The following is a 24,549-nucleotide window of genomic DNA, read 5'->3' as shown; positions in this document are numbered from 1 at the left end:
CTTGCTAATAAGAAAAGCTTTATTATTTGCAGCTCGTATACTCACACAAAGGCCCGATTGGTGGGGGCTAATAATTAGCAGGGGATACCCTGAATTGATTAAAGATTCACTTTATTTTAATTTTGAGAATGATGGTGATTTTTTTATGCTGAAAGTAAAACGTCCATTTGATGCCTATTTAGATGAAATGAATAAAATTACAATTTTGCTCCCACATGCGTATGGAACAAGTCGGACATTTCGTTTGCAAGAAGGAAATAATGTGAAAGATTTACCGATTGCTCATACTATTGCGCTTCCAGATGCAACAAAGTATGAGTGCTTTATAGAAGAGTCACTAGATGTGGGGAAGTATTATACAGTACGAGATGAACGGAACGAAGAAACGGATTTACAAATAGGCGCTGTTATTCGAACGGCAATTTTCGATGAGAAGTATTATTACGAAGGCACAGATTTAGGTGCTGTATACAAAAAAGAAGCAACAACATTTAAAGTGTGGGCTCCAACTGCGAGGCTTGCAAAAGTAAGATTTTATAAAAGTGATAAAGAATATACCGATTATGACATGCATAGAGAAGAAAATGGTGTTTGGGTTCATGCATTACAAGGGGATCATGATGGGGCTCGATATACCTTCCTCGTCTGTATTAATTTAATATGGAATGAAGCGGTGGATCCATACACAAAGTCAACGACTGCAAATGGGAAATACGGTGTTGTTATCGATTTGGAAAAGACGAATGTAACGAGACGAGAGGAATTACCACCATTACAGTCAATGACAGATGCTATATTGTATGAACTGCATATTCGTGATGCGACTATTCACCCAAATAGTGGAGTGAATAAAAAAGGAACATATAGAGGGTTGATGGAAGAGGGAACGACGGGACGGAATGGGACGTTAACAGGATTGTCTCATATAAAAGATTTAGGTGTTACACATGTTGAATTATTACCGTTATCTTGTTTCGGTGGTGTAGATGAGGCAAATCCTTCCGGCGCATATAATTGGGGTTACAATCCATTATATTACAATACGCCAACGGGGTTTTATGCTACAAACCTTGCTGATCCGTATAACAGGATAGTAGAGTGTAAGCAATTGATTGAAACATTTCATGAAAACGGTATCCGAGTAGTTATAGATGTTGTATATAATCACGTTTATGAAAGAGAACTATCATCATTTGAAAAGCTTGTTCCAGGTTATTATTTTCGCCATGGCGAAGATGGTATGCCTTCTAATGGGACGGGAGTTGGAAATGATATAGCGTCTGAACGGAAAATGATGAGGAAATTCATTATAGAGTCTATTTTATATTGGCTGACGGAATACAATGTTGATGGATTCCGATTCGACTTAATGGGGATTTTAGATGTTGATACAATGAACATAATAGAAAAAGAAGTGCGAAACATAAAGCGAGACGCATTGTTATTAGGAGAAGGATGGGATTTACAAACACCGCTTCCTCTTGAAGAAAAAGCAACGTTAAATAATGCAAGAAAAATGCCACATATCGCGCAGTTTAATGATCAATTTCGTGATGGAATAAAAGGTAGCACATTTAATGTAAATAAACGTGGTTTTGCGTTTGGTGGGCATGTAGACTGTCAGCATTTACAGTATATAGCATCAGGTAGTCTTTTAAGTGTGAAAGAAACAGGATTATTTCTAGAACCGGTACAAAGTATTAACTATGTAGAATGTCATGACAACATGACGATGTGGGATAAACTAGTGCACAGTAATGAAGAACCGGAAGAGATTTTGAAAAAACGGCACCTTCTAGCAAGCGCAATAGTTATTCTTTCGCAAGGAATTCCTTTCTTACACGCAGGACAAGAGTTTTATCGTACGAAGAATGGAAATGAAAATAGTTATAATGCAAATGATGAAATAAATCGATTAGACTGGGATCAAAAAGAGAAAGAGATGGAGACAGTTAACTATATAAAAGGGTTAATTGCGATTCGCAAAGAGCACGGGGCATTCCGATTACAAAACGCAGATCTTATAAAAAAGCATATGACTTTTTTGCAAACATCTACAGAAGTACTTGCATACCACCTAGAGCATGTAGAATTGTTTGGGCCGTGGAAAGAAATTGTCGTTTTATTTAATAGCGGTTTGGAAGCTAAAACGGTGCAGCTTCCAAAAGAAGGAACGTGGCATGTGTTAGTAAACGAAAAGCAAGCGAAAATAGAGCCAATTTCTTCATTTAGAGGAAAGGAACTTCAATTGGCTCCCATTAGCACGTATATATTGACGATAATGTGACAAATCGCTACTTGACGATGAGAATGTAATAAATGTAGAATTGACAAAGGTGACGATTTTGATAAGTTGTCATTCTATGAGTGGTTTTGTAAAATAAAATAGAGAGTTTTTGGCTTATGCCAAGTTTTCTTTTCATTTACAGTAAAATATATATGAATCCACAACATGTGTAGAAATGTTGCGGTTTTTCTTTTCATAACTATAAAAGATAAGGATTTGTTAACGGGTAATGAATATGGAATGGTTGGAACAATTATTAGGAAAAGAGTGGAGTCTTGTACCGGCTGGTGGAGTAACGGGCGATGCATATATTGCGCAAAACGGACAACAGAAGTTATTTTTAAAGCGGAATACATCGCCCTTTTTAGCGGTATTGTCAGCAGAAGGAATTGTTCCAAAATTACTTTGGACAAGAAGGGTAACGAACGGTGATGTGATTTCTGCTCAAAAATGGCTTCCGGGACAGAAGCTAGAGCCAGAGGATATGAAACTAGAACGTGTTGCGAAACTTTTGAAGAAAATACACTCCTCTAAAGCGCTTGTGCAGATGATTCAAAGACTTGGGAAGCAGCCGCTTCACGCCCAAGAGTTATTACAACAATTGCAACTTGTTTTAAGGGGAGATATAAGGGTAGATGAAACAATTCAGCAAGGCCTTCAATATTTAACGGATTCATTAAAAAGTATTGAATACAATGAATTCGTTGTATGCCATTGTGATGTAAACCATAACAACTGGATATTGTCGGACGAAGATGAGTTGTTTTTAATTGATTGGGATGGAGCTGTCATTGCTGACCCAGCTCTAGACCTAGGTATGTTATTATACTGGTACATTCCGCGTCATGAATGGAGTGAGTGGCTCGGGTATTATGATATTGAAATGGATGAATCATTGCTTAGGCGTATGAGATGGTATGTAATAGCACAAACGATTTTATCTATTCAATGGCACACAACAAAAAAACAGCAAGCAGAAGCTGAATATTGGCATCAATATTTACAGCAACTACTTGCTTCAGAATAATACTTAAGAAAAATTGTCCATTCCAGCAATCCACTGAGTAAGTTGTTCTTGATTATTGGAAATATGGTTGTCCAAATTAGAGGAAGATTTACCCGATTGACTATAAGAATATACATCGTTTAGCATTGTTTTAGCGTCATTACTTATATTATCGTTTGCGAGTAACGATTGAATGAGGCGCTCTAATTGCTCGCATTCAGAAACTGTCCCGCAGCAATCGCTTTGGTGATTGACTAAAATATCTTTCAGCACTTCTAATTGATGTTGTTGACTAATTGGCATGAACGGATCATCCTTTCGATTGTTTTTCTCTTCTCGGAATGTAAGAGAAAAAGCTACGTCGTCATGGAATGTTTAATGCTGTATGTAGTTTTTATCAAAATGGTACATCTTATACTTGAAAGAAACGGACCGAGTGCTCGTACGTACTTGGTTTTTTGTTTGGTAGATTGATTAAAACAGAAAAAAGGAATCATTCCTTTAAAATAGCTTTGTAAAGAGAGGGAGACATCTATGCGTTTAAGACATAAACCATATGCATTAGATCGAATTAATGAGTATTCACATATCGTAATTGGAAACCCAGAAGAGCGCGCGGGTAATTGGAAAGAAGTATTTGGAAATGAACAACCCATTCACATTGAAGTAGGTACAGGTCGTGGCCGCTTTATGTACGATATGGCAAAAGCAAATCCACATATTAATTATATTGGAATTGAAAAATTTACGAGTGTTGTTGTAGATGCACTTGATAAATTAATTGAAGAAGAATTACCGAACTTAAAGTTAATAAATAAAGATGCTGAAGATTTAACAGTTTTCTTTGCAAAAGGTGAAATTGATCGTGTTTATTTAAACTTCTCAGATCCATGGCCGAAGAATCGTCACACGAAGCGTCGTTTAACGTATAAAACGTTTTTACGCAATTATGAAGAAGTGTTAGTAGAGGGCGGAGAAATTCATTTCAAAACAGATAACCAAGGGTTATTTGAATACTCTCTAATGAGTATGGCTGAGTATGGTATGTTACTAACTTACTTAAGCCTAGATCTTCATAACAGTGATTTTGAAGGTAATATTATGACTGAGTACGAAGAGAAGTTCTCTAGTAAAGGTCATCGTATTTATCGAGTTGAAGCGAAGTATCGCACAGAGCCTATGCAGTAATGCATAGGTTTTTTTATAACTAAAATAATCAGAATTTTATGTTAAAATTAATGTAAAAGGGGGATGTGTGATGGAAGAATTACGAATTGGAGATATAAAAGTGACGTGGTTAAAAGGTGGGAACACACATTTAGATGGCGGGGCAATGTTTGGCGTTGTGCCGAAAGTACTTTGGTCACGAAAATATAAACATAACGATACAAATCATATATATTTACGAACAGATCCGTTACTTTTGCAAACGAAAGATGGAAATATGCTTATTGATTCTGGAATAGGAAACGGTAAATTGAATGAGAAAATGAAGAGAAATCAAGGAGTAACGGAAGAGTCATCGGTTTATGAATCTTTAGAAAAACGGGGATTAAAGCCTGAAGATATTCACTACGTCTTAATGACGCACCTTCATTTTGATCATGCATCTGGTTTAACGAAATGGGAAGGGGAGCACCTTGTACCGACGTTTCCGAATGCGAAAGTTTATGTAAGTGAAACAGAATGGAATGAAATGAGGAACCCAAATATTAGATCACGTAATACATATTGGAAGGAAAATTGGGAGCCGATTGTAGATCAAGTTGTTACGTTTCAGCAAGAAATAGAAATTACGGATGAAATAAAAATGGCGCATACAGGCGGTCATAGTGATGGACATGCAGTTATTGCGTTAGAAAGCAAAGGTGAAACGATGCTTCATTTAGCTGATCTATTGCCGACGCACGCCCATCAAAATGTATTATGGGTAATGGCGTACGATGATTATCCGATGACATCGATTGAAAATAAGCAAAAGTGGATGAAGTACGGTGCTGAAAACGATGCATGGTTTTCATTTTATCATGACGCATATTATCGTGCAGTGAAGTGGAATAAGGAAGGACATATTGTAGAAAAAATTGAGAGAAAAACGAGTATAGAAGCTTAAAAAAAAGAGGTTGTTCCATCATATTTATTGGAGCAGCCTCTTTTTTATTGTCGGGTTTTGTCGGTAAGTCGATATATTTAAACAAACGCTGATATAATTTGAGTTGCGCCGATATAATTGGGAAATCGCTGATATAAATCGAGTTGCGCCGATATATTCGGAAAATCGCCGATATAATTTTAATCACTATCCGCAATTTTTCAAAAAAAAGAGGTTCACCTAATGGGAAACCTCTTTTTATGCTGCTATTACCTCTAAAACAGTACCTGTTTTAGCATCAACTAAAAATTCAAATCGTTCTTGTATATCATCTAACATTGTTGTAAGACCGCCGCGATAAACTTCATACGCAACATCATATTTTTCAAATGTCTCTGGAACCATATGTACCCAAGAGCCAGTAATTTCACCTTTATGATTTAATGCTTGTTTCACCATTTTCAATGCTTTTTCTGAAGAAATATGGGATTGTTCTTGTACTTTGTTTGCAACGAAATAACCAGCTGCAAATCCAACGCTAAGACCTGCTACTAAACCTTTCCAGCTCATATATTCACCTCAATTCTATAAAATAAAAATAGTGTACCGATAATAATTATAAAGCAAATGCAGCTAAAAAAGAAGAAACTAGAAACATTTCGAAAATTTCGTTACAATAAAAAAGGTATTCTACTAAGGTTTGAAAGAAGGGGACTTCGTGAATAAAGAGACATTACAATTATTTCGTACGTTAACAGAATTACAAGGTGCGTCAGGTTTTGAACATGATGTACGCCGTTTTATGAAGCAAGAATTAAGCAAATATGCTGATGAAATTGTGCAAGACGGTTTAGGTAGCGTATTTGGTCTGAAAAAAGGGGACGAAACTGGCCCACGTGTTCTTGTAGCAGGTCATATGGATGAAGTAGGTTTCATGGTTACGCAAATTACGAAAAACGGAATGCTTCGTTTTCAAACGTTAGGCGGCTGGTGGAGCCAAGTGCTATTAGCGCAGCGCGTACAAGTGATGACGAAGAATGGTCCTGTTATAGGGGTTGTTGGTTCTATCCCTCCTCATTTATTAAGTGATGCGCAACGTGCAAAAACGATGGATATAAAAAATATGCTAATCGATATAGGTGCAGATAGTTATGAAGATGCGATTGAAATTGGTGTAAAACCAGGACAACAAATCGTGCCAATCTGCCCGTTCACACCGATGGCAAATGAGAAGAAAATTATGGCGAAAGCTTGGGACAACCGTTATGGATGTGGCCTGGCAATCGAGTTATTAAAAGAATTAAAAGATGAAACATTACCGAATACATTATACTCTGGTGCTACTGTACAAGAAGAAGTAGGTCTTCGCGGAGCACAAACAGCTGCTAATATGATTCAACCAGACATTTTCTATGCGCTTGATGCAAGTCCAGCAAACGATGCTTCTGGTGATAAAACGCAGTTCGGTCAATTAGGAAAAGGTGCTCTTCTTCGTATTTACGATCGTACGATGGTAACTCATCGAGGAATGCGCGAATTCATTTTAGATACAGCAGAAACACATAATATTCCGTACCAATACTTTATTTCACAAGGTGGGACAGATGCGGGCCGTGTACATACAAGTAACTCAGGTATCCCATCAGCAGTAATTGGTGTTTGTGCTCGCTACATTCATACGCATGCTTCTATTTTACATGTTGATGATTATGCAGCAGCAAAAGAACTTATTACAAAGCTTGTAAGAACAACGGACAAAACGACGTTAGAAACAATTAAGAATAACGCGTAAAGAGGAAGGGCTGCAGAGCTCTTTCTTTTTTTAGGTAGGAGAGATGACCCAGCGATGTGTAGTAGCGGTCAGTGCTTAATTAGTGCTCGAATAATGCATGAAGACCGCGGAAGAATGTTTTTGTGTTCGGGACCAAAAATATTGTGGGAAGTCACCTTCTACTATAGGTAGAAGGGATTCCTTGGTGGTGTGTGGTAGTGGTTGGCACTTCATTTGTGCTGAAGTGGATATTAGAACAGAATAATGAATTCTTATAGAGGTGAACGAAATGAAGGTAGTAGTTGGATCGAAGAATAAAACGAAGGTTGGGGCTGTGGAGAAGGTATTGAAAGATGCTGAAATTACATCTCTTTCTGTCCCATCGGGAGTATCGGCACAGCCATTTTCAGATGAAGAGACGATGCAAGGAGCAATTAATAGAGCGAAGCGAGCATTGCAAGAAGGAGAAGCTCAAATTGGTATTGGGTTAGAAGGCGGCGTGATGAAAACGGATCACGGTTTATTTATGTGTAACTGGGGCGCACTCGCAACGAGTGACGATAAGATATTCGTTGCCGGTGGAGCACGTATTAAGTTACCAGACGATTTTTTAACGCCTCTTGAAGATGGTAAAGAGTTAAGTGAAGTGATGGAAGAGTTTGTAGAGCGGAAAGATATTCGTAGTCACGAAGGTGCTATCGGTATTTTTACAGACGATTATGTCGATCGAACGGAATTATTTGTACACGTTGTTAAGTTACTCGTTGGGCAATATAAGTATGATAAAAAGCAAGCATAAACCTTGCACCGTGTACGATGTATGGTAGTATAAAGAAAAGATTATAGTGTGAAAAAAGTGCACGCATTAGAGGAGGAAATATAGATGAAATCATTAGAAAGCATGGAACAATTCCAAGAATTAAAAAATGAAGAGAATGTAGTCTTCATGTTCTCAGCAGAATGGTGCCCAGATTGCCGTTTCGTTGATCCATTTATGCCAGAAGTAGAAGAGAAGTATAGTGATTTCTCATTTTACTATGTAGATCGTGATGAGTTTATTGATCTATGCGTAAAATTAGACGTATTTGGCATTCCAAGCTTTGTAGCGTACAATAAAGGTGAAGAAACTGGACGCTATGTAAACAAAGATCGTAAAACACAAGAGCAAATCGAAGAGTTTATTGAAGGTTTAAAATAAAACAATTAGCCAATTGAATTGTAAAAACAACCTCTACCTTCGCGGGGGAGGTTATTTTTTTGGAAGGGAGGAAAAAGAGATGAAAATGACAAGTAAAAAGATGAAAGACGAGTTAATGAAGAAATTATCTCGACCAGAATGGGATTTTCATTATGATAGCGAGAAAGAAGTTCTTCGTATTGAACAAACAAACTCGAAAAAAGGTATTAACGTATCACTTCCAGGAGTAGTAGCGAAATGGGAAGTGAACAAAGAAAAGGCGATTGAAGAGGTTGCTTATTATGTACAAGAAGCGTTAATTGCAATGCATAGAGAAGAAAATAGCACGGCGAAAATTTTACCTGTTATTCGCTCTACTTCTTTCCCAAAACAATCAGAAGAAGGAAATCCGTTTATTATGACGGATCATACGGCGGAAACACGTATTTATTACGCGCTAGATTCTAATAAAACGTATCGCCTAATTGATGAGCGCTTATTACAAAAATTAGAGCTTACAGAGCAGCAAGTGCGCGAAATGGCATTATTTAATGCTCGCTCATTAGGTTATGAATTTAAGCAGGACACAGTAGCGGATAATACATTCTACTTTTTAAACACAAATGATGGGTATGATGCGAGTCGTATTTTAAACGAAACGTTACTACAATCGATGCGTGAAAAGATCTCTGGTGACATGGTTGTTGCTGTTCCTCACCAAGACGTATTAATTATTGCTGATATCGTCAACGAAATCGGTTATGATATTATTGCACAAATGACAATGAAATTTTTTGCCGAAGGGCATGTTCCGATTACATCACTTTCATTCGTTTATGAAGATGGGGACTTTGAACCAATCTTTATTTTAGCGAAGAATCGGAAGAAGACAGATGGAAAAGAGAAAGGATGAACGAAGTGAACGTTTTTTATAACCTTGAAGGAATTGGTGACACTTTAATTGTTGCCTTACAAGATATTACTTTAGAGAACCGTACTTTTGATCGTAAAGGAGATGTTGCACGCGTATACGATCGTGAAAGCAATGTAACAGCAGGATTCAACATCTTTAATGCATCTTCTTACTTAGAAGTAAAAGAAACAGGTAACCTGACATTAACGAAAGAGCTTGTAGAAACAATCAACGAAATTTTAGCGAAGAACGGCTTTGAAGAAAAAGTAGAAGCAGATCTTTCTCCGAAATTTGTTGTAGGTTATGTAGCTGAAAAAGAAAAGCACCCAAATGCTGATAAATTAAACATTTGTACAGTAGAAATTGGTACAGAAACATTACAAATCGTATGTGGTGCACCAAACGTTGATGCAGGACAAAAAGTTGTCGTTGCAAAAATCGGCGCTGTTATGCCAAGTGGTATGTTAATTAAGCCAGCTGAGCTTCGCGGTGTTCCTTCTTCTGGAATGATCTGCTCTGCACGTGAATTAGAGCTTCCAGACGCTCCGCAAGAAAAAGGTATTCTTGTATTAGAAGATAGCTTTGAAGTTGGACAAGAGTTTAAATTTTAATTGATATAAGAAAAGAGAGGTTGTCCTTTTGGACAGCCTCTCTTTTCTTTTTATCATTCTTTGTCGGTAAGTCGAAATTTCGTAGTGAATCGTTGATATATTGAGAGTTGTGATGGATATATTTAAAAAATCGTTGATATATTGAGAGTTGTGATAGATATATTTAAAAAATCGTTGATATATTGAGAGTTGTGATAGATATACTCAAAAAATCGTTAATATGATAAGGGTGTCACCTTTTTTTAAAAAATCTATATTGTATTTTATAAACAATCTAGTTAAAATTTAGAAAAATAGAAGGGGATAAACGTATGAAACAACAACCAAAAATCGCAGAACTTCTAAAACGAATTGAAACTTCAAAACAGCAAGATGTTGAGCTAGGTACTTATGAAATATATGTATTTAGTGAAGATGAACTGGAAAAAGGGCAGATCGGTTATCGATATGATAAACATAAAAATTCATTAATAAGCAATGAAAGTGGAAAATGGCAAGAAGAATGGATTGTTATTGGATATGAAACAGATATGGGTGATCCAGTTTTCGTGAATGTGGATGATGACGCTTATCCAGTCTATACGGCAGAGCGTGGTACAGAAACGTGGCAGCCTGTTTATATTGGAAGTATGGATGAGGTTATAAAACAATTATAAGAAAAACTTTGAGTCCGGTGCAAAGTGATGGGAGAGAAGCATGAAGTATATAAAAATAATGGTCATGACTGCATTCATTGGAATATATATGGGAGGTTGTTCACAAGAACAGTCGAAAAAAGAAACATTATCTTCTACACAAGAAAATAGTAAAGATGATAAAGAAGAAGCACCGGTAGAAAAGCAGCAAGAAGAACAAGAAAAAAAAGAAGAATCGCAAACAATTCAAACGAATGAACAAGTAGAAACTAAGCGGGAGGAAGTATCGGCCGAGGAAAAGAAAGAGGAAAATACGCCGGTGAAGCCAACTGAGCAACTTATGCAAAATAATGAACAAAAAGTAGAGAGTAATGAAAAACAAGGAAAGTTTCTCGTCGTTATTGATCCAGGGCATCAACAAAAAGCAAATTTAAATTTAGAACCGATTGGACCAGGGGCAACGACGCAAAAATATAAAGTGACAGATGGTACAACGGGTGTTGTGACGAAAAAGAGAGAGGCTGTACTTGTATTAGAAATGTCTTTTTTATTAAAAGAAAAGCTTGAAGCAAAAGGGATACAAGTAGTAATGACGAGAACGTCACAAGATGTTGATATAAGCAATAAAGAACGTGCGACATTCGCAAACGATCATAAGGCAGATTTATTTTTACGCCTTCATGCAGATGGTTCTGAAAATCCAAATCAAAGTGGGTTTGCTGTATTGACGCCAGCAGAAGGAAGTCCCTATACGAAAGAGATTTATGCAGAAAGTCTTCAAATCTCGCAAAAGATAGTAAATAAAATGAGAGAAAACAATCAGGTGAAAGTAAATGGGATTAAATTTAGGGATGACCTTTCTGGATTTAATTGGGCGAAAGTTCCTGGCGTACTATTAGAGCTCGGGTTTATGTCCAATGAGGATGAAGATAAAAAATTATCTGACCCGCAGTATGTAAATTCTTTACTGCAAAGTGTAACAGATAGTGTAGATGAATATCGGAAGAGTAAAGCTTAAAAGCAGTCTTACATAGAAGGCTGCTTTTTTCTATATGAAAACAATCGTAAATTAGAATGTTATGGATAAATATGACATGCTTAATTTTACCTGCACTTTTTGCCGAATGCTGATACAATAAAGGATGTTACTATTTAGTAGAAAGAGTGGTAAGCATGTTAGATTGGATGAAAAAGCTGTTTAACAAAGAGGAAGAACAAACAGCGATGAATAAAGAAGCAATGAAACAAATTGAAAGTCAGCCGAAAATTCCTCGTGTAAACCACTACACTGAAGCAAGAGAAGCACAAATGGCAAGCAGAAATGCAGGTAAATGTCGTTTTCCATTAATACCAGATGATGGATTTGATGAGGATGACGTAAGAGAATTACCTCACTTTGAAGAACAACCTGTTCAAAGAGGTATATACGAAGAGCAGCCTACTCAAAGAGGAATAAAAGTGGAGAGAAGTAGACGGCAGTATGTGGAGAATGCAGTTTCTACATACGAAGAGCCGGAAGTGCAATATGAACCGGATCCAGAGCCAGTCGTAAAAAAAGTATCTGTATCGCCGCAAGAAAGTAGCCGTAGACCATTTCGTCCAACAGAAATGATTTCGCCGATTTATGGATATAATCGTCCTTCAGTAGAGAAAAAGGAAGAAAAGCAGGAGGAAGAAAAGGAAAGAGAAGATCTTGAAATATCTGTAGAGGGCAAATCAGTCGTTGATGCATGGTTAGAGAAAAAAGGGTATACATTATCTTATTTCTCAGAAGGAAAAGCACCGACTTCTTCTAGTCATCAAGACGTTGATCAGCAAGGTCAACAGAGTAAAAAGGAAGAAAAGTCAGTTGTTGATCAATGGCTCGAGAAAAACGGTTATGAAATTGAGCGCCAAGAGCCAGTAGTAGAAGAAAAAGAAGTAATTCAAGAAATAAATACACCGCAGGAAGTTTCAGCGGATGAATTACTTCATAAAACGGTAGCTGAGCGTATGGAAGATGCAGAGCAAGAAAAAGATGTAGTGGTGCTAAACGAAAACATTTTACAAGAGGAATTAGTAGATTCCAAAGTAGAGCACGAGGATACAATATTATCAGAAGAAATTAAACGTAATACAGAAATAGAACAACCTATTATGGAAGTAGAAAAGCAAGCTCCAGAAGAATCAGTGATTGTCAAAGCAGAAGAAAAACTTGAAGAAACAATCATTGTGGAAATACCAGAAGAGCTTGGAGAAGTTGCAGAAGTAATGGCGGAAGCAGAAGAAACTGAAGAAGCAGAAGTAATGGCGGAAATGGAAGAAACTGAAGAAGCAGAAGTAATTGCAGAAACAGAGGGGTCTGAAGTAGAAGCAATTGTAGAACTTGAGGAAACGCAGCAAGAAATGGTATTAGATGAAGCAATTGAACAAAAAAATGAATTCATACATGTTGCTGAGGCTGATGAACAAACGAAGGAAGATGTCCAAAGTTTTGCGAATGTTTTAATTGCAGAAACAGAGGAAAGTAAACTATTTGTAGAAGAAGGGCCAGTCGCTGAAGAACAACCAGTTGTAGAAGAAGGGCCAGTCGCTGAAGAACAACCAGTTGCAGAAGAAGGGCCAGCCGCTGAAGAACAACCAGTTGTAGAAGAAGGGCCAGTCGCTGAAGAACAACCAGTTGTAGAAGAAGGGCCAGTCGCTAAAGAACAACCAATTGTGCAAAAAGAAGAGCCAAAACGTGAGAAAAAGCGTCATGTACCATTTAATGTTGTTATGTTGAAACAAGACAGAACGCGATTAATGGAAAGACATGCGGCTAGAACGAGTGCAATGCAATCTTCTATGAGTGAGCGAGTAGAGAATAAGCCTGTACACCAATTAGAAGAACAACCAACGCAACAAATGATAGTAGAACCACAAGTGGAAGAGAAACCAATGCAGCAAGTGGTAGTAGAACCACAAGTGGAAGAAAAGCCAATGCAGCAAGTGGTAGTAGAGCCACAAGTGGAAGAAAAGCCAATGCAGCAAGTGGTAGTAGAACCACAAGTGGAAGAACAACCAGCGCAACAAATGGTAGTAGAATCACGAATGGAAGAACAACCAGTGCAACAAATGGTAGTAGAATCACGAGTGGAAGAAAGACCAGTACAACAAATGGTTGCAGGGCAAGTACAAAAGCCAAGTTCAAGTACAGAACCACAAGAGAAAGCATATGTTGTAAATCAAAGAGAGAACGATATGCGAAATGTATTACAAACACCACCAACATATACCGTTCCGCCATTAGCATTATTGTCAATCCCGCAACAGTCAGCGTTAGATAATACGGAATGGTTGGAAGAGCAAAAAGAATTGTTAGATACAACGTTTAATAATTTCCATGTTGGAGCACATGTTATTAATGTATCGCAAGGGCCGGCAGTAACTCGTTTTGAAGTACAGCCAGATCCAGGTGTGAAAGTAAATAAAATTACAAACTTAAGTGATGATATTAAGCTGAGTTTAGCTGCGAAAGATATTCGTATTGAAGCACCAATTCCAGGGAAGAGTGCGATTGGAATTGAAGTTCCAAATAAAGAAAGTAAGCCAGTATTTCTTCGTGAAATTTTAAGAAGTCCTGTGTTTACAAAGAGTGAATCACCACTTACTGTTGCGCTTGGACTTGATATTTCTGGTGATCCAATTGTAACGGATATTCGAAAAATGCCACACGGACTTATTGCGGGTGCAACGGGTTCTGGTAAAAGTGTGTGTATTAACGCAATTTTAACGAGTATTTTATATAAAGCGAAGCCACATGAAGTGAAGTTAATACTAATTGATCCGAAGATGGTTGAGCTTGCACCATATAATTCTGTTCCGCATCTTGTAGCACCTGTTATTACGGATGTAAAAGCAGCTACTGCTGCATTAAAGTGGGCAGTTGAAGAGATGGAACGCCGTTATGAATTGTTCGCGCATGCTGGTGCTCGTGATTTAACGCGTTATAATACGATTGTAAGCGAGCGAGAAATTCCGGGTGAGACATTGCCTTACATTGTTATCGTCATTGACGAGTTAGCTGATTTAATGATGGTGGCACCTGGTGATGTTGAGGAGGCGATTTGTCGTATTGCCCAAAAAGCTCGTGCTTGTGGTATTCACTTATTAGTTGCGACGCAGCGTCCATCGGTAGATGTTATTACAGGTTTAATTAAATCAAATATTCCAACGCGTATTGCGTTTACTGTATCATCTCAAGTTGATTCGCGTACGATTATCGATATTGGTGGCGCGGAAAAATTACTTGGCCGTGGTGATATGTTATTCTTAGGGAACGGTACATCTAAGCCAGTTCGTGTACAAGGTGTATATGTATCGGATGATGAGATTGAAAAAACAGTTGATCATGTGAAAAAGCAAATGAAGCCGAATTACTTATTTAAGCAAGAGGATTTATTAGCAAAATCAGAACAGAGTGAGTCGGAAGATGAACTATTTTTAGATGCATGTCAATTTGTTGTAGAACAAGGGGGAGCGTCCACATCTTCTGTACAGCGAAAATTCCGCATCGGTTATAATCGCGCGGCACGTCTCATTGAAGAGATGGAATCGCAAGGGATTATTTCTGAAGGAAGAGGAACGAAACCGAGAGATGTCCTTATTTCTGAGGATGAATTCGCTGCTATGCAGGAAACAAATATATAGTAAACGGTTTTGCTGTATACTAAGAGAAAATGTTGGATAGTAAAGTAGGGAGTAAAGCGACATGAAAGAAATTGAATTAAAATTAAAAGGTGAAATAAATAGACTAACAAATAGAACATTTAAATTTGACGAACGTGTTGGAGAAGGTTGGTTCTCTGCCGTTTACTTTTTAAAGACTAGAGAAATCATTGAAGAATTTCGCCCGAAAAGTATTGTAACGATGCAATTTTTCCAAAAGGAAAATGCAGTTCTTTGCGGAACAGATGAAGTAATTGCATTGCTGCAAACATTCGCTAAAAATCCTGAGGAACTTGAAATTAACTCTTTAAAAGATGGCGATAATATTAGTCCATTTGAAACAGTGTTAACAATTCATGGTCCTTATGAAAATTTCGGATTTTTAGAAGGTGTCATTGATGGGATTTTAGCTCGTCGTACATCGGTTGCGACAAACGTATATAACGTTGTCCAAGCTGCACGTAGTGTAGATAAAGAAAAACCAGTTATTTTCATGGGAGACCGTGACGATCATTATACACAACAAGCTGGTGACGGTTATGCAGCATACATCGGAGGTATGAGCGCACAAGCGACGCATGCGATGAATGAATGGTGGGGCAGAAGTGGTATGGGGACGATGCCTCACGCATTAATTCAAATGTTTAATGGTGATGTTGTGGAAGCCGCAAAAGCATATCATAAGAAATTCCCAGAAGATGAATTAGTTGTATTAATTGATTACAATAATGATGTCATTACAGATGCACTTCGCGTAGCGCGTGAATTTGGATCAACATTAAAAGGTGTGCGTGTCGATACGTCTCGTACAATGATTGATCAATACTTCATTCGTCACCCAGAAGTACTTGGAACATTCGATCCACGTGGTGTAAACCCATCGCTTGTATTTGCACTTCGTAAAGCACTTGATGAGGAAGGATTCCAGCATGTAGACATCGTTGTAACTGGTGGATTTGATGAGAAGCGTATTCGTGAATTTGAAGCTCAAAACGTGCCTGTGGATATATACGGGGTAGGAAGTAGCTTATTAAAAATGAATATTGGCTTTACTGGTGATAACGTAGAATTAAATGGAAAACCAGAAGCGAAAGCTGGCCGTAAATATCGTCCAAACCCACGTCTAGAGCGTGTTCAATTAGAAACAAGAGAAGATATGTAAAAGAGAGGAAAACTGATAGGTGATTGACCCTATCAGTTTTTCTGTTATCATAGTATAGCGGCTTCTTTTTTGCTATAATGGACTTGATATGGGCATACAAAGAAGTACGTACGAGTTTATCCTGATAAGTGAAGAGAAAGAATAACTTCACTACATCAAAATGTATGATGATTACCAAAATAAGAAAAGATTCATATACTGTCTTATAGATAGGCCGTTGTATTAGTTCGAAATGTTGGAGGTTCTTTAAGATGACAGTTTACCATTTTGTAGGAATTAAAGGAACAGGAATGAGTTCATTAGCACAAATTCTTCATGACATGAAGCATACTGTTCAAGGGTCTGATTATGAAAAGCGTTTCTTTACACAAACAGCGTTGGAAAAGCGTAATATCTCAATCCTTCCTTTTGATAAAAATAATGTTAAAGAAGGACAAGTGATTATTGCAGGAAATGCATTCCCTGATACGCATGAAGAAATCGTAGCAGCGAAAGAATTAAACATCCCAGTACATCGTTACCACCACTTTTTAGGTGACCTTATGAACCAATACACAAGTGTTGCTGTAACTGGTGCACATGGAAAAACATCAACAACAGGTTTGTTAGCCCATGTAATGCAAGGTGCACACCCGACATCTTACCTTATTGGCGATGGAACTGGGCATGGGGTAGAAAATAGTAAGTATTTTGTATTTGAAGCTTGTGAGTATCGTCGTCATTTCTTGTCTTACAATCCAGACTATGCAATTATGACAAATATTGATTTTGATCATCCAGATTATTTTGCAGACATCAATGATGTATTTGGTGCATTCCAAGAGATGGCATTGCAAGTGAAAAAGGGTATTATTGCATGTGGTGATGATGAAGAACTTCAAAAAATTCAAGCGAAAGTACCTGTTATTTTCTATGGATTTGGAGAAGATAATGATTTCCAAGCACGTAACATTCAAAAGAGAACAGATGGTACAATATTCGATGTATTCGTTCGTAATACGTACTATGACACGTTCAAAATTACAGGATACGGCAACCACAGTGTATTAAATGCATTAGCAGTAATTGCGCTTTGCCATTACGAAAATGTTGATGTAGAAGCAGTTAAACATCAATTAACAACTTTTGAAGGCGTAAAACGTCGCTTTAATGAAAAGCCGATGGGAGAGCAAGTTATCATCGATGACTACGCACACCATCCGACAGAAATTAACGCAACGATTGAAGCTGCTCGTCAAAAACACCCAGAGCGTGAAGTTGTCGCTGTATTCCAGCCACATACATTCTCACGTACAGAAAAGTTCTTAGATGAGTTCGCAGAAAGCCTAAGCAAAGCTGACCAAGTATACTTATGTGATATTTTCGGATCAGCACGTGAAAACAAAGGTGACTTAACAATCGAAGATCTGCAAAAGCGTATTGACGGTGCAGAACTAATTACAGATACAACAACGGATGTATTAAAGAAACATAAAAACGGCGTTCTAATTTTCATGGGCGCAGGAGACATCCAAAAATTCGAAGCAGCTTACGTAAAAGAAGTTCAAGTTGCAGAGAAGTAATAGAAAAGACGCATAGCTTGGCTGTGCGTCTTTTTTGTTGTGTTCATATTTTATCCCGCTATTTGTGGGCAGTAAAACTCCCACTGATTAAAGTTTCATTTTATTTGCGTATTGACCTAGAGTTAACTCTAGGTTGTAAGATAAATATGTAAAAACAAGGGGGAGAGAACATGTATAAAATCGGTGAAGTAGCAGAGTTAACAGGGATGGGGATTCATACTTTGCGCTATTATGAGAAGTTAGGTTTATTACCACCACCAACGCGAAATAGCGGCATTCGTCAGTATACAGAAGGTGATGTGCGTCTATTAAAATTCTTATATTCATTAAAGCAAACTGGAATGTCATTAGAAGAAATCGCTGAGTTTGCAAGTGATGGATGTATTATAGAGGAAATCAAGCAGCGGAAAGAGGAAGTACCTACGAAAGTAAAAAAGAGAATTTTAATTTTAACAACTCACTTAGAGCGGTTAAAAGAACAACAGGAACAATTGCAAAAAGTAGTTCAACTAACAGAAGAGAAATTAGAAATTTATTACGGTTTTTTAGAAGAGAAAAACTCGGAGGCTGACAATGAAGAATAAAGTATATGCGCAGCTGTTAGGATTTGCGATATTTACTGGTGGGACATTTAACGCTTCGAAATATGCGGTGCAGTATTTCGAAGCGATTCATATAGCGGCATGGCGCTTTGGAATTGCTGCACTTGTGATGTTATGTCTATTAAAAATACGAAAAGATTTTGAGTGGGAAGTATGGAGACAGAATAGGGCTTATTACCTTTTGCTTGGTATAGTTGGTGTATTCGGCTTTAACTTCTTTTTCTTTTTAGGAATGAAATATACAGAAGCTATGAATGGTGCACTTATTATGTCGACAAATCCGCTCGTTACGACGTTATTAGCAAGTGTCATTTTACGAGAGAAAATAGTGAAGAGCCAAGTAATTGGAATGTTACTTGCGCTACTTGGTGTTGTTTTTGTGCTTACACAAGGCTCGTTTACCGCACTACAACATTTATCATTTTCTAAAGGGGATTTTTATATTATACTAGGGAATATTTGTTGGGCGTTATACGGTGTACTAGGTAGAAGATTTATTAAAGCTGGTAGCCCAATACAAACGACGACATATACGATGACGATTGGTGCGCTTGCCTTTATTATGATATCTTCCACGCAAAAAAGTATAGTACCCGTTTCGGAGGTTCCTTTATTAGCTTGGGGAGCGATTCTCTTCATGGCAATGGGAATGAGTGTGCTCGGTTACTTATGGTGGAATAATGGAATCGCTCAAATTGGTGCAGCGAGAACATCTTTATTTTTTAATTTAGTGCCTGTTGTTACAATGCTTATTTCTTTTATAGAAGGAGTAAATATAACACCCGCACAATGTATAGGGATGATATTAGTTGTTACGGGAGTATTGTATTCTTCCGGTTTTATACAAATAAAATCAAAAGAAAGTGTGAATATTTAACATTATTTATTTTGAGATGTTAGAATAATAAGAAAAAATAAAAAGGGGACTAAAAAACATGTTCACACTCCGAGTAGATGACGAAATCGAACTACAATTACTAGAAAAACATCATAAAGAGGAATTATATGAATTATTAGATCAAAATCGTAACCATTTAAGAAGATGGCTCCCTTGGGTAGATGGAACGAAATCTGCTGATGCTTATGATGAGATTTTTCCGATGTGGTTAAAGAAATTTGCAGAGGGAAACGGTTTTGAAAGTGGTATACGTTACAAAGGAAAGCTCGTTGGAATGGTAGGAATTCATCCGGTAAGCTGGGGGAAGAAAGCGACGAGTCTTGGATATTATCTTACAGAAGATGCTGGTGGGAAAGGCATTATGACGCGTAGCGTAAAGGCTGTACTTCATTATGCATTTGAAAATTTAAAGCTGAATAAAGTTGAAATCAGGTGCGGTGTTGAAAATGTGAAAAGCCGCGCGATTCCAGAACGTTTAGGGTTTACATTAGATGGTATTTTAAGAGATGATGAATGGATATATGATCATTTTCATGATATCGCTGTATATAGTTTACTAGCTTCAGAATGGAAGGATATTCGATGAACGAGAAGATTCGTATTATTCCGTATGAAAGTACGTTTCAAGAGGAAGTAGTAGATCTTATCGTTCATATTCAGCAAAAAGAGTATAATGTTCCCATTACGAAAGAAGAGCAACCTGATTTACTTGAAATAGAAACATTCTATCAAAAGGATCACGGAAACTTTTGGATAGCAATTTATGATGGTAAAGTAGTTGGAACAGTAGCTTTATTAGATATTGAGAATCATCAAGTAGCGCTAAGAAAAATGTTCGTACAAAAAGAGTTTCGTGGAAAAGAATGGGGCGCCTCACATATGTTGCTTCAAAAAGCAATTTCATGGGCTGAGGATAAAAAATTGAAGGATATTTACTTAGGAACAACAGTGAAATTTTTAGCTGCACATCGTTTTTATGAAAAGAATGGTTTTCAAAGTGTGAGTATAGACGAGTTGCCGAAAAACTTTCCAGTGTTACAGGTAGATAAGAAATTTTATAGGTACATTGTGAAAAAGGTCATGTAGAAATGGCCTTTTTTCATGAGCTAAAATGGAAAAAAATGTTATAATTTAAGTTAGGGGGTGCGTGTATGAACATTCCGATTCAAAGAAGTAAGTCGGTAGTAATTTTCGTTTGTCTCACGTTAGTTTTTATGTTCGTATATCCACTTGTCATGCTTTTCGCAAATAAAGAGCAGTGGATGTCAGCATTAATTGGGATGGGTTTATGCTTTATTGTAAATGTACCACTCGTTTGGGAAGTATTTATTAAAAAACATAAAGTAGAAAATGGCGTGCTAAAGTACGGTATTTTAAATGATGATATCGTATTGAAAGAGATAAGAATAATTCGTCAAGTTGGAAAGTCCCTTGAAATTACGACGAATGCATACAAAGTACATATGATTGCGATGCCGCAAGATATGACGCAGTTTGTATCACTTGTAGAAAAAGAAAATCCGAATGTGAAAATAGAAATGGTAGGGAAGAAATGAAATATGTAAAACCTTTGTTTTGCTTGGAAATTTTGTTCGTGATTGTTGGCTGCACTAGAGTATATATGAAATGGGATCTGCCTTTATATGTTCCGATATTGATTGGTACTATTGCAGTGGCGCTTTTGTATTATTTTCACTTCCAGCAAACAAAAAGCGAGAAAAGTAGCTCAATATAGAGTGAAGATAAAAAAACGCTCGGATAAAATCCCGAGCGTTTTTGTTATTATTTTAAGTTCTCTGGGTTTAAAGCTTCTAGTTCAGATACAACGAAGCGTCCGTCTTTACGGATTAGTACGTCGTCGAAGTAAATTTCGCCGCCGCCATATTCAGGGCGCTGGATGCATACTAAATCCCAGTGGATGTTAGAGTTGTTGCCGTTCCATGCATCGTCGTAAGCCTGTCCAGGAGTGAAATGGAAGCTGCCATCGATTTTTTCATCGAATAGGATGTCTCCCATTGGATGTAAGATGTATGGGTTTACGCCAATTGCGAATTCACCAACGTAGCGTGCACCTTCGTCTGTATCAAAGATTTTGTTAATGCGCTCTGAATCGTTTGCAGTTGCTTCAACGATTTGGCCGTTCTCAAACTTAAGTTGTACATTTTCAAATGTATAACCGTTGTAAGGAGATGGTGTGTTGTAAGAAACTGTACCGTTAACAGAATCACGAACTGGTGCAGAGTATACTTCACCGTCTGGAATGTTTAAATGACCTGAGCATTTAATAGCTGGAATGTCTTTAATAGAGAATGTTAAGTCAGTTCCAGGACCAGTTAGGCGAACTTTATCTGTTTTATTCATTAATGTAACAAGGCTATCCATCGCCTTATCCATTTTACCGTAGTCTAAGTTACATACTTCGAAGTAGAAGTCTTCGAAAGCTTCTGTGCTCATTTTAGCAAGCTGTGCCATAGAAGCATTTGGGTAGCGAAGAACAACCCAGCGTGTTTTCGGAACACGGATGTCTCTATGAACTTTTTTACCAACTGTTTGACCGTGAACTTTCATGCGCTCACTTGGAACGTCAGCTTGTTCGTTAATGTTGTCGCCAGAGCGAAGCCCGATATAAGCGTCCATATCTTTCATTACGCTCGCTTCATATGCGGCGATTTGTTCAAAATGTTCTTCAGTAGCACCCATTAATAAAGAGCGATCTACTTGATGATCTTTTAAAGAAACGAATGGGAAACCACCAGCTGCATATGCTTCTTTTACAAGTGCAGTTACAAGTTCTTTTTGTAAGCCAAAGTTTTCAATTAATACTTTCTCGCCTTTTTGTAAGCGAATAGAGTAGTTAATTAAATTGTATGCTAACTTTTCAATGCGTGGATCTTTCATATGTAAAGCCTCCCTACTAATTATGTATCCTTTCTTATTGTAACCTACTTAGTGGAATTTGTTGAATCATTTATGTTAAAGTTAACGAATAAGTATGAAAATTCTAATGAAAAGATAGGGATTAGAATGAAACGGAAAATGATTGTATAATAGGATAAAGTATGAAAAAAGATAAAGGAAGTGATGAAATGCAAGTTCTTTTATATGTAAGTGCGGCTATTATCGCGGTTGCTTTTGCCGTATTAGTAGTGTATGTATGTAGAACGTTGTTATCGGTTCAGAAGACGTTAGAAAACGTTGCGAGCACGTTAGAAGGTTTAGAAAAGCAAATGCAAGGAATTAGCGTAGAGACGGAGCAATTATTACATAAAACAAATGCGTTAGCTGATGATATTCAACAGAAGTCGCAATCATTAAATAAAGTGGTAGCAGGTGTAGATGGAATTGGAACAACAATCCATTCTTTAAATACGAAACTTCGTAATGTATCAGAGTCTGTTACGGACGAAATTGAAAATAATGCAGATAAAGTAGCGCAAGTTGTACAGTGGAGTAGTGCAGCGATTGAAGTATACAATCATTACCGTGCATCGAGACAAGAGAAGAAGGTTGAAAAAGAAGAGCGTAAATTAGAAAAAATTGAGAAAAAAGCTGAAAAGAACGAGAAGCGCTCTAGATTTCGTATGAGAGGTGAATCTTGATGAATATGACAAAACTTGAAACAATTGAAGAGCTTGAAGTCTTAGTAGAAAAGAACGAGCCTTATGTTCTTTTTAAACATAGTACGACATGCCCGATTAGTCATGGTGCATACACAGAGTTTCAAGCGTACTGCAATGAAGAAAGAGAAGTACCAGCGTATTACTTATACGTGCAAGATGCGAGAGATGTTTCGAATCGTGTTGCAGAACAGTACAGTATTAAGCACGAATCACCACAAGTGTTATACATAAAAGATGGGCTAGTAGTATGGAATACTTCTCATTGGAATATTAAAAAAGATGCTTTAGAAGAGAATATAAAGTAAAAAGAAGCAAGCTAAAGGTGCTTGCTTCTTTTTTTTGTTTTTGTTGAAATATATTTAATGGTACACTATGAATAGTTCAAACTAAATAATTAGATTGTTGAAAGTGGGTTTTAAGTAATGAAGAAAATGGCATTATCCTTCGCAGTCGTAAGCTTATTACTGGGAGCTTGTAGTAATAATACGATTAGCAAGAAGGATGAAGTTATACAAAAAGATACAAAAGAAAAAAGTATGATTCCGAGAACTGCTGTTTCTAAGGATTATTATAGAACTGTTATTCCTTTAAAAGAACAAAAGGTTATTAATACAGCTAATATAAAAACAAATTCTAAATTAGATTTAGCAGAGTATGAAAATGGTTTAATGAATATTGCAATGCAACAATTTGATACAGAAAATCACGTATTACAATTAAATCAGTATATTCCAGAGAAGTTAATTGATGAACTAGTCGCGAAAGTAGAAGCACCAGTTTTAACGAATATTATAGAACAAGACTATTTCGGGAAACAGAATTCAAATGAATTAAGTTTATCTGGTGTCATGATTGGTTTATCTATGTCTACAAGTGTATCAAATGAAGAAGCCATTTCTAAAGGTACAGAAGTTGCTAAACAACTTATAGAAGCTATTAATAAAAATGATAAATATAACAAATCTCCAATTACGTTTGCTATTTTTAAACAAGAAAGTACAAGTTCGTTAAAAAATGGTACGTATATTGCTAGTGCTACCGTTCAAAAAAATGATACGAACCTTGGAAGTTGGAATACAATCGATGAAAAAGCGTATTCATATCCTTCTGATGAATTTACACAAGCACATGGAGAAGATAATACAAAAATAAGTGAATTTGGTAAGGCAATAAAAGAGTTTTCTCCTGGAGATTTTATCCCAGTTAATGCTAAAGTTACTTATAAGAAAAATCAAATGGATACATTAAATATGAATATTGTTATTAAATATAATGGTAAAACAGAATTAATGGCTCTTACTCAAATGGCTGCTCAAGGTATGTTAGAGAAATTGCCTAAAGATGCGAAAGTACAATTACAAATAAAGTCCGAGAGTAAAATCGAGGCAGTTATTGTAAAAGAGAAAAACAGCGATAAACCGTTTGTTTCCTTCTTGTAAAAAAAAAAGACAGTTTTAAACTGTCTTTTTTTATTGTGAGTGAAAATGTTCGATGTTTTTTTATAGTAATTCATTGCGGTATATCGTG

26 protein-coding genes are annotated in these 24,549 nt (G+C 36.9%); 23 read left to right on the top strand and 3 right to left on the bottom strand.

All coding sequences use genetic code 11. The features are described 5' to 3' along the window. Positions 1-145 precede the first annotated feature (145 nt). Both pulA and JDS98_RS10325 read left to right on the top strand, forming a co-directional pair. Complete coding sequence (gene pulA, locus JDS98_RS10330) at positions 146-2,287, top strand: type I pullulanase (protein WP_002060138.1); 2,142 nt, start codon at positions 146-148, stop codon at positions 2,285-2,287. Between the two features lie 229 nt (positions 2,288-2,516). Then, a complete protein-coding gene (locus JDS98_RS10325; RefSeq protein WP_002039786.1) occupies positions 2,517-3,314 on the top strand; it encodes a phosphotransferase family protein in 798 nt (265 codons plus the stop codon). 3 nt (positions 3,315-3,317) lie between these two features. Here the strand turns inward: JDS98_RS10325 and JDS98_RS10320 are convergent, their stop codons facing one another. Beyond that, the gene (locus JDS98_RS10320; protein ID WP_001122853.1) at positions 3,318-3,596 is read right to left on the bottom strand and encodes a YtzH-like family protein; all 279 of its coding nucleotides are present in this window, start codon (positions 3,594-3,596) and stop codon (positions 3,318-3,320) included. A 231-nt stretch (positions 3,597-3,827) separates the two neighbouring features. Between JDS98_RS10320 and trmB the strand changes: the two genes are divergently transcribed. Then, a complete protein-coding gene (gene trmB / locus JDS98_RS10315; protein WP_001239372.1) occupies positions 3,828-4,481 on the top strand; it encodes a tRNA (guanosine(46)-N7)-methyltransferase TrmB in 654 nt (217 codons plus the stop codon). Between the two features lie 70 nt (positions 4,482-4,551). Continuing rightward, positions 4,552-5,406: a YtnP family quorum-quenching lactonase gene (locus JDS98_RS10310; protein ID WP_097959494.1), complete on the top strand. Its 855-nt coding sequence runs from the start codon at positions 4,552-4,554 to the stop codon at positions 5,404-5,406. Between the two features lie 237 nt (positions 5,407-5,643). Here the strand turns inward: JDS98_RS10310 and JDS98_RS10305 are convergent, their stop codons facing one another. Then, a complete protein-coding gene (locus tag JDS98_RS10305; protein ID WP_199633869.1) occupies positions 5,644-5,955 on the bottom strand; it encodes a PepSY domain-containing protein in 312 nt (103 codons plus the stop codon). 148 nt (positions 5,956-6,103) lie between these two features. On the opposite strand from JDS98_RS10305, the gene JDS98_RS10300 reads away from it, so the two are divergent. From JDS98_RS10300 to JDS98_RS10225, 16 genes are all read left to right on the top strand, one after another. Beyond that, positions 6,104-7,177 carry a M42 family metallopeptidase gene (locus tag JDS98_RS10300; protein ID WP_001031519.1) on the top strand — a complete coding sequence of 358 codons (1,074 nt, stop codon included), beginning with the start codon at positions 6,104-6,106 and terminating at the stop codon, positions 7,175-7,177. 268 nt (positions 7,178-7,445) lie between these two features. After that, positions 7,446-7,955, top strand: coding sequence for a DUF84 family protein (locus JDS98_RS10295; protein ID WP_097959495.1), 510 nt, complete (start codon positions 7,446-7,448; stop codon positions 7,953-7,955). 84 nt (positions 7,956-8,039) lie between these two features. Next, positions 8,040-8,354, top strand: coding sequence for a thioredoxin family protein (locus JDS98_RS10290; protein WP_000838192.1), 315 nt, complete (start codon positions 8,040-8,042; stop codon positions 8,352-8,354). Between the two features lie 79 nt (positions 8,355-8,433). Beyond that, positions 8,434-9,246 (top strand): DUF1444 domain-containing protein, encoded by an 813-nt coding sequence (locus tag JDS98_RS10285; RefSeq protein WP_000784599.1) that lies wholly within the window; start codon positions 8,434-8,436, stop codon positions 9,244-9,246. Beyond that, entirely contained in the window at positions 9,243-9,857 is a 615-nt protein-coding gene (ytpR, locus tag JDS98_RS10280; protein WP_001006772.1) for a YtpR family tRNA-binding protein, read from the top strand. The genes JDS98_RS10285 and ytpR overlap by 4 nt, the downstream gene beginning before the upstream one ends. Before the next feature lie 311 nt (positions 9,858-10,168). Continuing rightward, positions 10,169-10,513 carry a hypothetical protein gene (locus JDS98_RS10275; RefSeq protein WP_000813346.1) on the top strand — a complete coding sequence of 115 codons (345 nt, stop codon included), beginning with the start codon at positions 10,169-10,171 and terminating at the stop codon, positions 10,511-10,513. 40 nt (positions 10,514-10,553) lie between these two features. Beyond that, complete coding sequence (locus JDS98_RS10270; RefSeq protein WP_199632917.1) at positions 10,554-11,510, top strand: N-acetylmuramoyl-L-alanine amidase; 957 nt, start codon at positions 10,554-10,556, stop codon at positions 11,508-11,510. A gap of 155 nt (positions 11,511-11,665) precedes the next feature. Then, positions 11,666-15,160, top strand: a complete 3,495-nt coding sequence (locus JDS98_RS10265) for a DNA translocase FtsK (protein ID WP_199633868.1) — start codon at positions 11,666-11,668, stop codon at positions 15,158-15,160. 61 nt (positions 15,161-15,221) lie between these two features. Continuing rightward, complete coding sequence (locus JDS98_RS10260; RefSeq protein WP_000658377.1) at positions 15,222-16,340, top strand: nicotinate phosphoribosyltransferase; 1,119 nt, start codon at positions 15,222-15,224, stop codon at positions 16,338-16,340. A 251-nt stretch (positions 16,341-16,591) separates the two neighbouring features. After that, the gene (gene murC, locus JDS98_RS10255) at positions 16,592-17,902 is read left to right on the top strand and encodes a UDP-N-acetylmuramate--L-alanine ligase (protein ID WP_000219460.1); all 1,311 of its coding nucleotides are present in this window, start codon (positions 16,592-16,594) and stop codon (positions 17,900-17,902) included. A gap of 170 nt (positions 17,903-18,072) precedes the next feature. Then, positions 18,073-18,486 (top strand): MerR family transcriptional regulator, encoded by a 414-nt coding sequence (locus JDS98_RS10250; RefSeq protein ID WP_000276596.1) that lies wholly within the window; start codon positions 18,073-18,075, stop codon positions 18,484-18,486. Continuing rightward, on the top strand, positions 18,476-19,381 hold the full coding sequence (locus tag JDS98_RS10245; RefSeq protein WP_097959323.1) for a DMT family transporter: 906 nt from the start codon (positions 18,476-18,478) through the stop codon (positions 19,379-19,381). Before JDS98_RS10250 ends, JDS98_RS10245 begins: the two co-directional genes overlap by 11 nt. Before the next feature lie 58 nt (positions 19,382-19,439). Further along, entirely contained in the window at positions 19,440-19,988 is a 549-nt protein-coding gene (locus JDS98_RS10240; RefSeq protein WP_000494651.1) for a GNAT family N-acetyltransferase, read from the top strand. Beyond that, positions 19,985-20,488 (top strand): GNAT family N-acetyltransferase, encoded by a 504-nt coding sequence (locus tag JDS98_RS10235; protein WP_098911640.1) that lies wholly within the window; start codon positions 19,985-19,987, stop codon positions 20,486-20,488. Before JDS98_RS10240 ends, JDS98_RS10235 begins: the two co-directional genes overlap by 4 nt. A 65-nt stretch (positions 20,489-20,553) precedes the next feature. Next, entirely contained in the window at positions 20,554-20,958 is a 405-nt protein-coding gene (locus tag JDS98_RS10230; RefSeq protein ID WP_001025038.1) for a PH domain-containing protein, read from the top strand. Next, positions 20,955-21,137: a hypothetical protein gene (locus tag JDS98_RS10225; RefSeq protein WP_081339638.1), complete on the top strand. Its 183-nt coding sequence runs from the start codon at positions 20,955-20,957 to the stop codon at positions 21,135-21,137. Before JDS98_RS10230 ends, JDS98_RS10225 begins: the two co-directional genes overlap by 4 nt. A 47-nt stretch (positions 21,138-21,184) precedes the next feature. Here the strand turns inward: JDS98_RS10225 and JDS98_RS10220 are convergent, their stop codons facing one another. Continuing rightward, a complete protein-coding gene (locus JDS98_RS10220; RefSeq protein WP_000654730.1) occupies positions 21,185-22,300 on the bottom strand; it encodes an aminopeptidase in 1,116 nt (371 codons plus the stop codon). A gap of 188 nt (positions 22,301-22,488) precedes the next feature. Here JDS98_RS10220 and JDS98_RS10215 point away from each other — a divergent pair, with 188 nt between their 5' ends. From JDS98_RS10215 to JDS98_RS10205, 3 genes are all read left to right on the top strand, one after another. Further along, the gene (locus JDS98_RS10215) at positions 22,489-23,001 is read left to right on the top strand and encodes a DUF948 domain-containing protein (RefSeq protein ID WP_033657337.1); all 513 of its coding nucleotides are present in this window, start codon (positions 22,489-22,491) and stop codon (positions 22,999-23,001) included. Further along, a complete protein-coding gene (gene ytxJ, locus JDS98_RS10210) occupies positions 23,001-23,327 on the top strand; it encodes a bacillithiol system redox-active protein YtxJ (RefSeq protein ID WP_001057464.1) in 327 nt (108 codons plus the stop codon). The genes JDS98_RS10215 and ytxJ overlap by 1 nt, the downstream gene beginning before the upstream one ends. Positions 23,328-23,444: 117 nt before the next feature. Next, positions 23,445-24,461 (top strand): CamS family sex pheromone protein, encoded by a 1,017-nt coding sequence (locus JDS98_RS10205; protein WP_000738035.1) that lies wholly within the window; start codon positions 23,445-23,447, stop codon positions 24,459-24,461. The last annotated feature ends 88 nt before the right edge of the window (positions 24,462-24,549 follow it).

The sequence above is a fragment of the Bacillus cereus group sp. N11 genome (assembly GCF_016483605.1).
Taxonomy (GTDB): domain Bacteria; phylum Bacillota; class Bacilli; order Bacillales; family Bacillaceae_G; genus Bacillus_A; species Bacillus_A toyonensis.
This window is presented reverse-complemented; position numbering and strand designations above follow the sequence as displayed.

What these genes read in the sequence shown, in the direction of transcription:
- pulA (WP_002060138.1), top strand. Translation starts at nt 146, where the DNA reads ATGCTGAAAGTAAAACGTCCATTTGATGCCTATTTAGATGAAATGAAT.
- JDS98_RS10325 (WP_002039786.1), top strand. Translation starts at nt 2,517, where the DNA reads ATGAATATGGAATGGTTGGAACAATTATTAGGAAAAGAGTGGAGTCTT.
- JDS98_RS10320 (WP_001122853.1), bottom strand. Translation starts at nt 3,596, where the DNA reads ATGCCAATTAGTCAACAACATCAATTAGAAGTGCTGAAAGATATTTTA.
- trmB (WP_001239372.1), top strand. Translation starts at nt 3,828, where the DNA reads ATGCGTTTAAGACATAAACCATATGCATTAGATCGAATTAATGAGTAT.
- JDS98_RS10310 (WP_097959494.1), top strand. Translation starts at nt 4,552, where the DNA reads ATGGAAGAATTACGAATTGGAGATATAAAAGTGACGTGGTTAAAAGGT.
- JDS98_RS10305 (WP_199633869.1), bottom strand. Translation starts at nt 5,955, where the DNA reads ATGAGCTGGAAAGGTTTAGTAGCAGGTCTTAGCGTTGGATTTGCAGCT.
- JDS98_RS10295 (WP_097959495.1), top strand. Translation starts at nt 7,446, where the DNA reads ATGAAGGTAGTAGTTGGATCGAAGAATAAAACGAAGGTTGGGGCTGTG.
- JDS98_RS10290 (WP_000838192.1), top strand. Translation starts at nt 8,040, where the DNA reads ATGAAATCATTAGAAAGCATGGAACAATTCCAAGAATTAAAAAATGAA.
- JDS98_RS10285 (WP_000784599.1), top strand. Translation starts at nt 8,434, where the DNA reads ATGAAAATGACAAGTAAAAAGATGAAAGACGAGTTAATGAAGAAATTA.
- ytpR (WP_001006772.1), top strand. Translation starts at nt 9,243, where the DNA reads ATGAACGAAGTGAACGTTTTTTATAACCTTGAAGGAATTGGTGACACT.
- JDS98_RS10275 (WP_000813346.1), top strand. Translation starts at nt 10,169, where the DNA reads ATGAAACAACAACCAAAAATCGCAGAACTTCTAAAACGAATTGAAACT.
- JDS98_RS10270 (WP_199632917.1), top strand. Translation starts at nt 10,554, where the DNA reads ATGAAGTATATAAAAATAATGGTCATGACTGCATTCATTGGAATATAT.
- JDS98_RS10265 (WP_199633868.1), top strand. Translation starts at nt 11,666, where the DNA reads ATGTTAGATTGGATGAAAAAGCTGTTTAACAAAGAGGAAGAACAAACA.
- JDS98_RS10260 (WP_000658377.1), top strand. Translation starts at nt 15,222, where the DNA reads ATGAAAGAAATTGAATTAAAATTAAAAGGTGAAATAAATAGACTAACA.
- murC (WP_000219460.1), top strand. Translation starts at nt 16,592, where the DNA reads ATGACAGTTTACCATTTTGTAGGAATTAAAGGAACAGGAATGAGTTCA.
- JDS98_RS10250 (WP_000276596.1), top strand. Translation starts at nt 18,073, where the DNA reads ATGTATAAAATCGGTGAAGTAGCAGAGTTAACAGGGATGGGGATTCAT.
- JDS98_RS10245 (WP_097959323.1), top strand. Translation starts at nt 18,476, where the DNA reads ATGAAGAATAAAGTATATGCGCAGCTGTTAGGATTTGCGATATTTACT.
- JDS98_RS10240 (WP_000494651.1), top strand. Translation starts at nt 19,440, where the DNA reads ATGTTCACACTCCGAGTAGATGACGAAATCGAACTACAATTACTAGAA.
- JDS98_RS10235 (WP_098911640.1), top strand. Translation starts at nt 19,985, where the DNA reads ATGAACGAGAAGATTCGTATTATTCCGTATGAAAGTACGTTTCAAGAG.
- JDS98_RS10230 (WP_001025038.1), top strand. Translation starts at nt 20,554, where the DNA reads ATGAACATTCCGATTCAAAGAAGTAAGTCGGTAGTAATTTTCGTTTGT.
- JDS98_RS10225 (WP_081339638.1), top strand. Translation starts at nt 20,955, where the DNA reads ATGAAATATGTAAAACCTTTGTTTTGCTTGGAAATTTTGTTCGTGATT.
- JDS98_RS10220 (WP_000654730.1), bottom strand. Translation starts at nt 22,300, where the DNA reads ATGAAAGATCCACGCATTGAAAAGTTAGCATACAATTTAATTAACTAC.
- JDS98_RS10215 (WP_033657337.1), top strand. Translation starts at nt 22,489, where the DNA reads ATGCAAGTTCTTTTATATGTAAGTGCGGCTATTATCGCGGTTGCTTTT.
- ytxJ (WP_001057464.1), top strand. Translation starts at nt 23,001, where the DNA reads ATGAATATGACAAAACTTGAAACAATTGAAGAGCTTGAAGTCTTAGTA.
- JDS98_RS10205 (WP_000738035.1), top strand. Translation starts at nt 23,445, where the DNA reads ATGAAGAAAATGGCATTATCCTTCGCAGTCGTAAGCTTATTACTGGGA.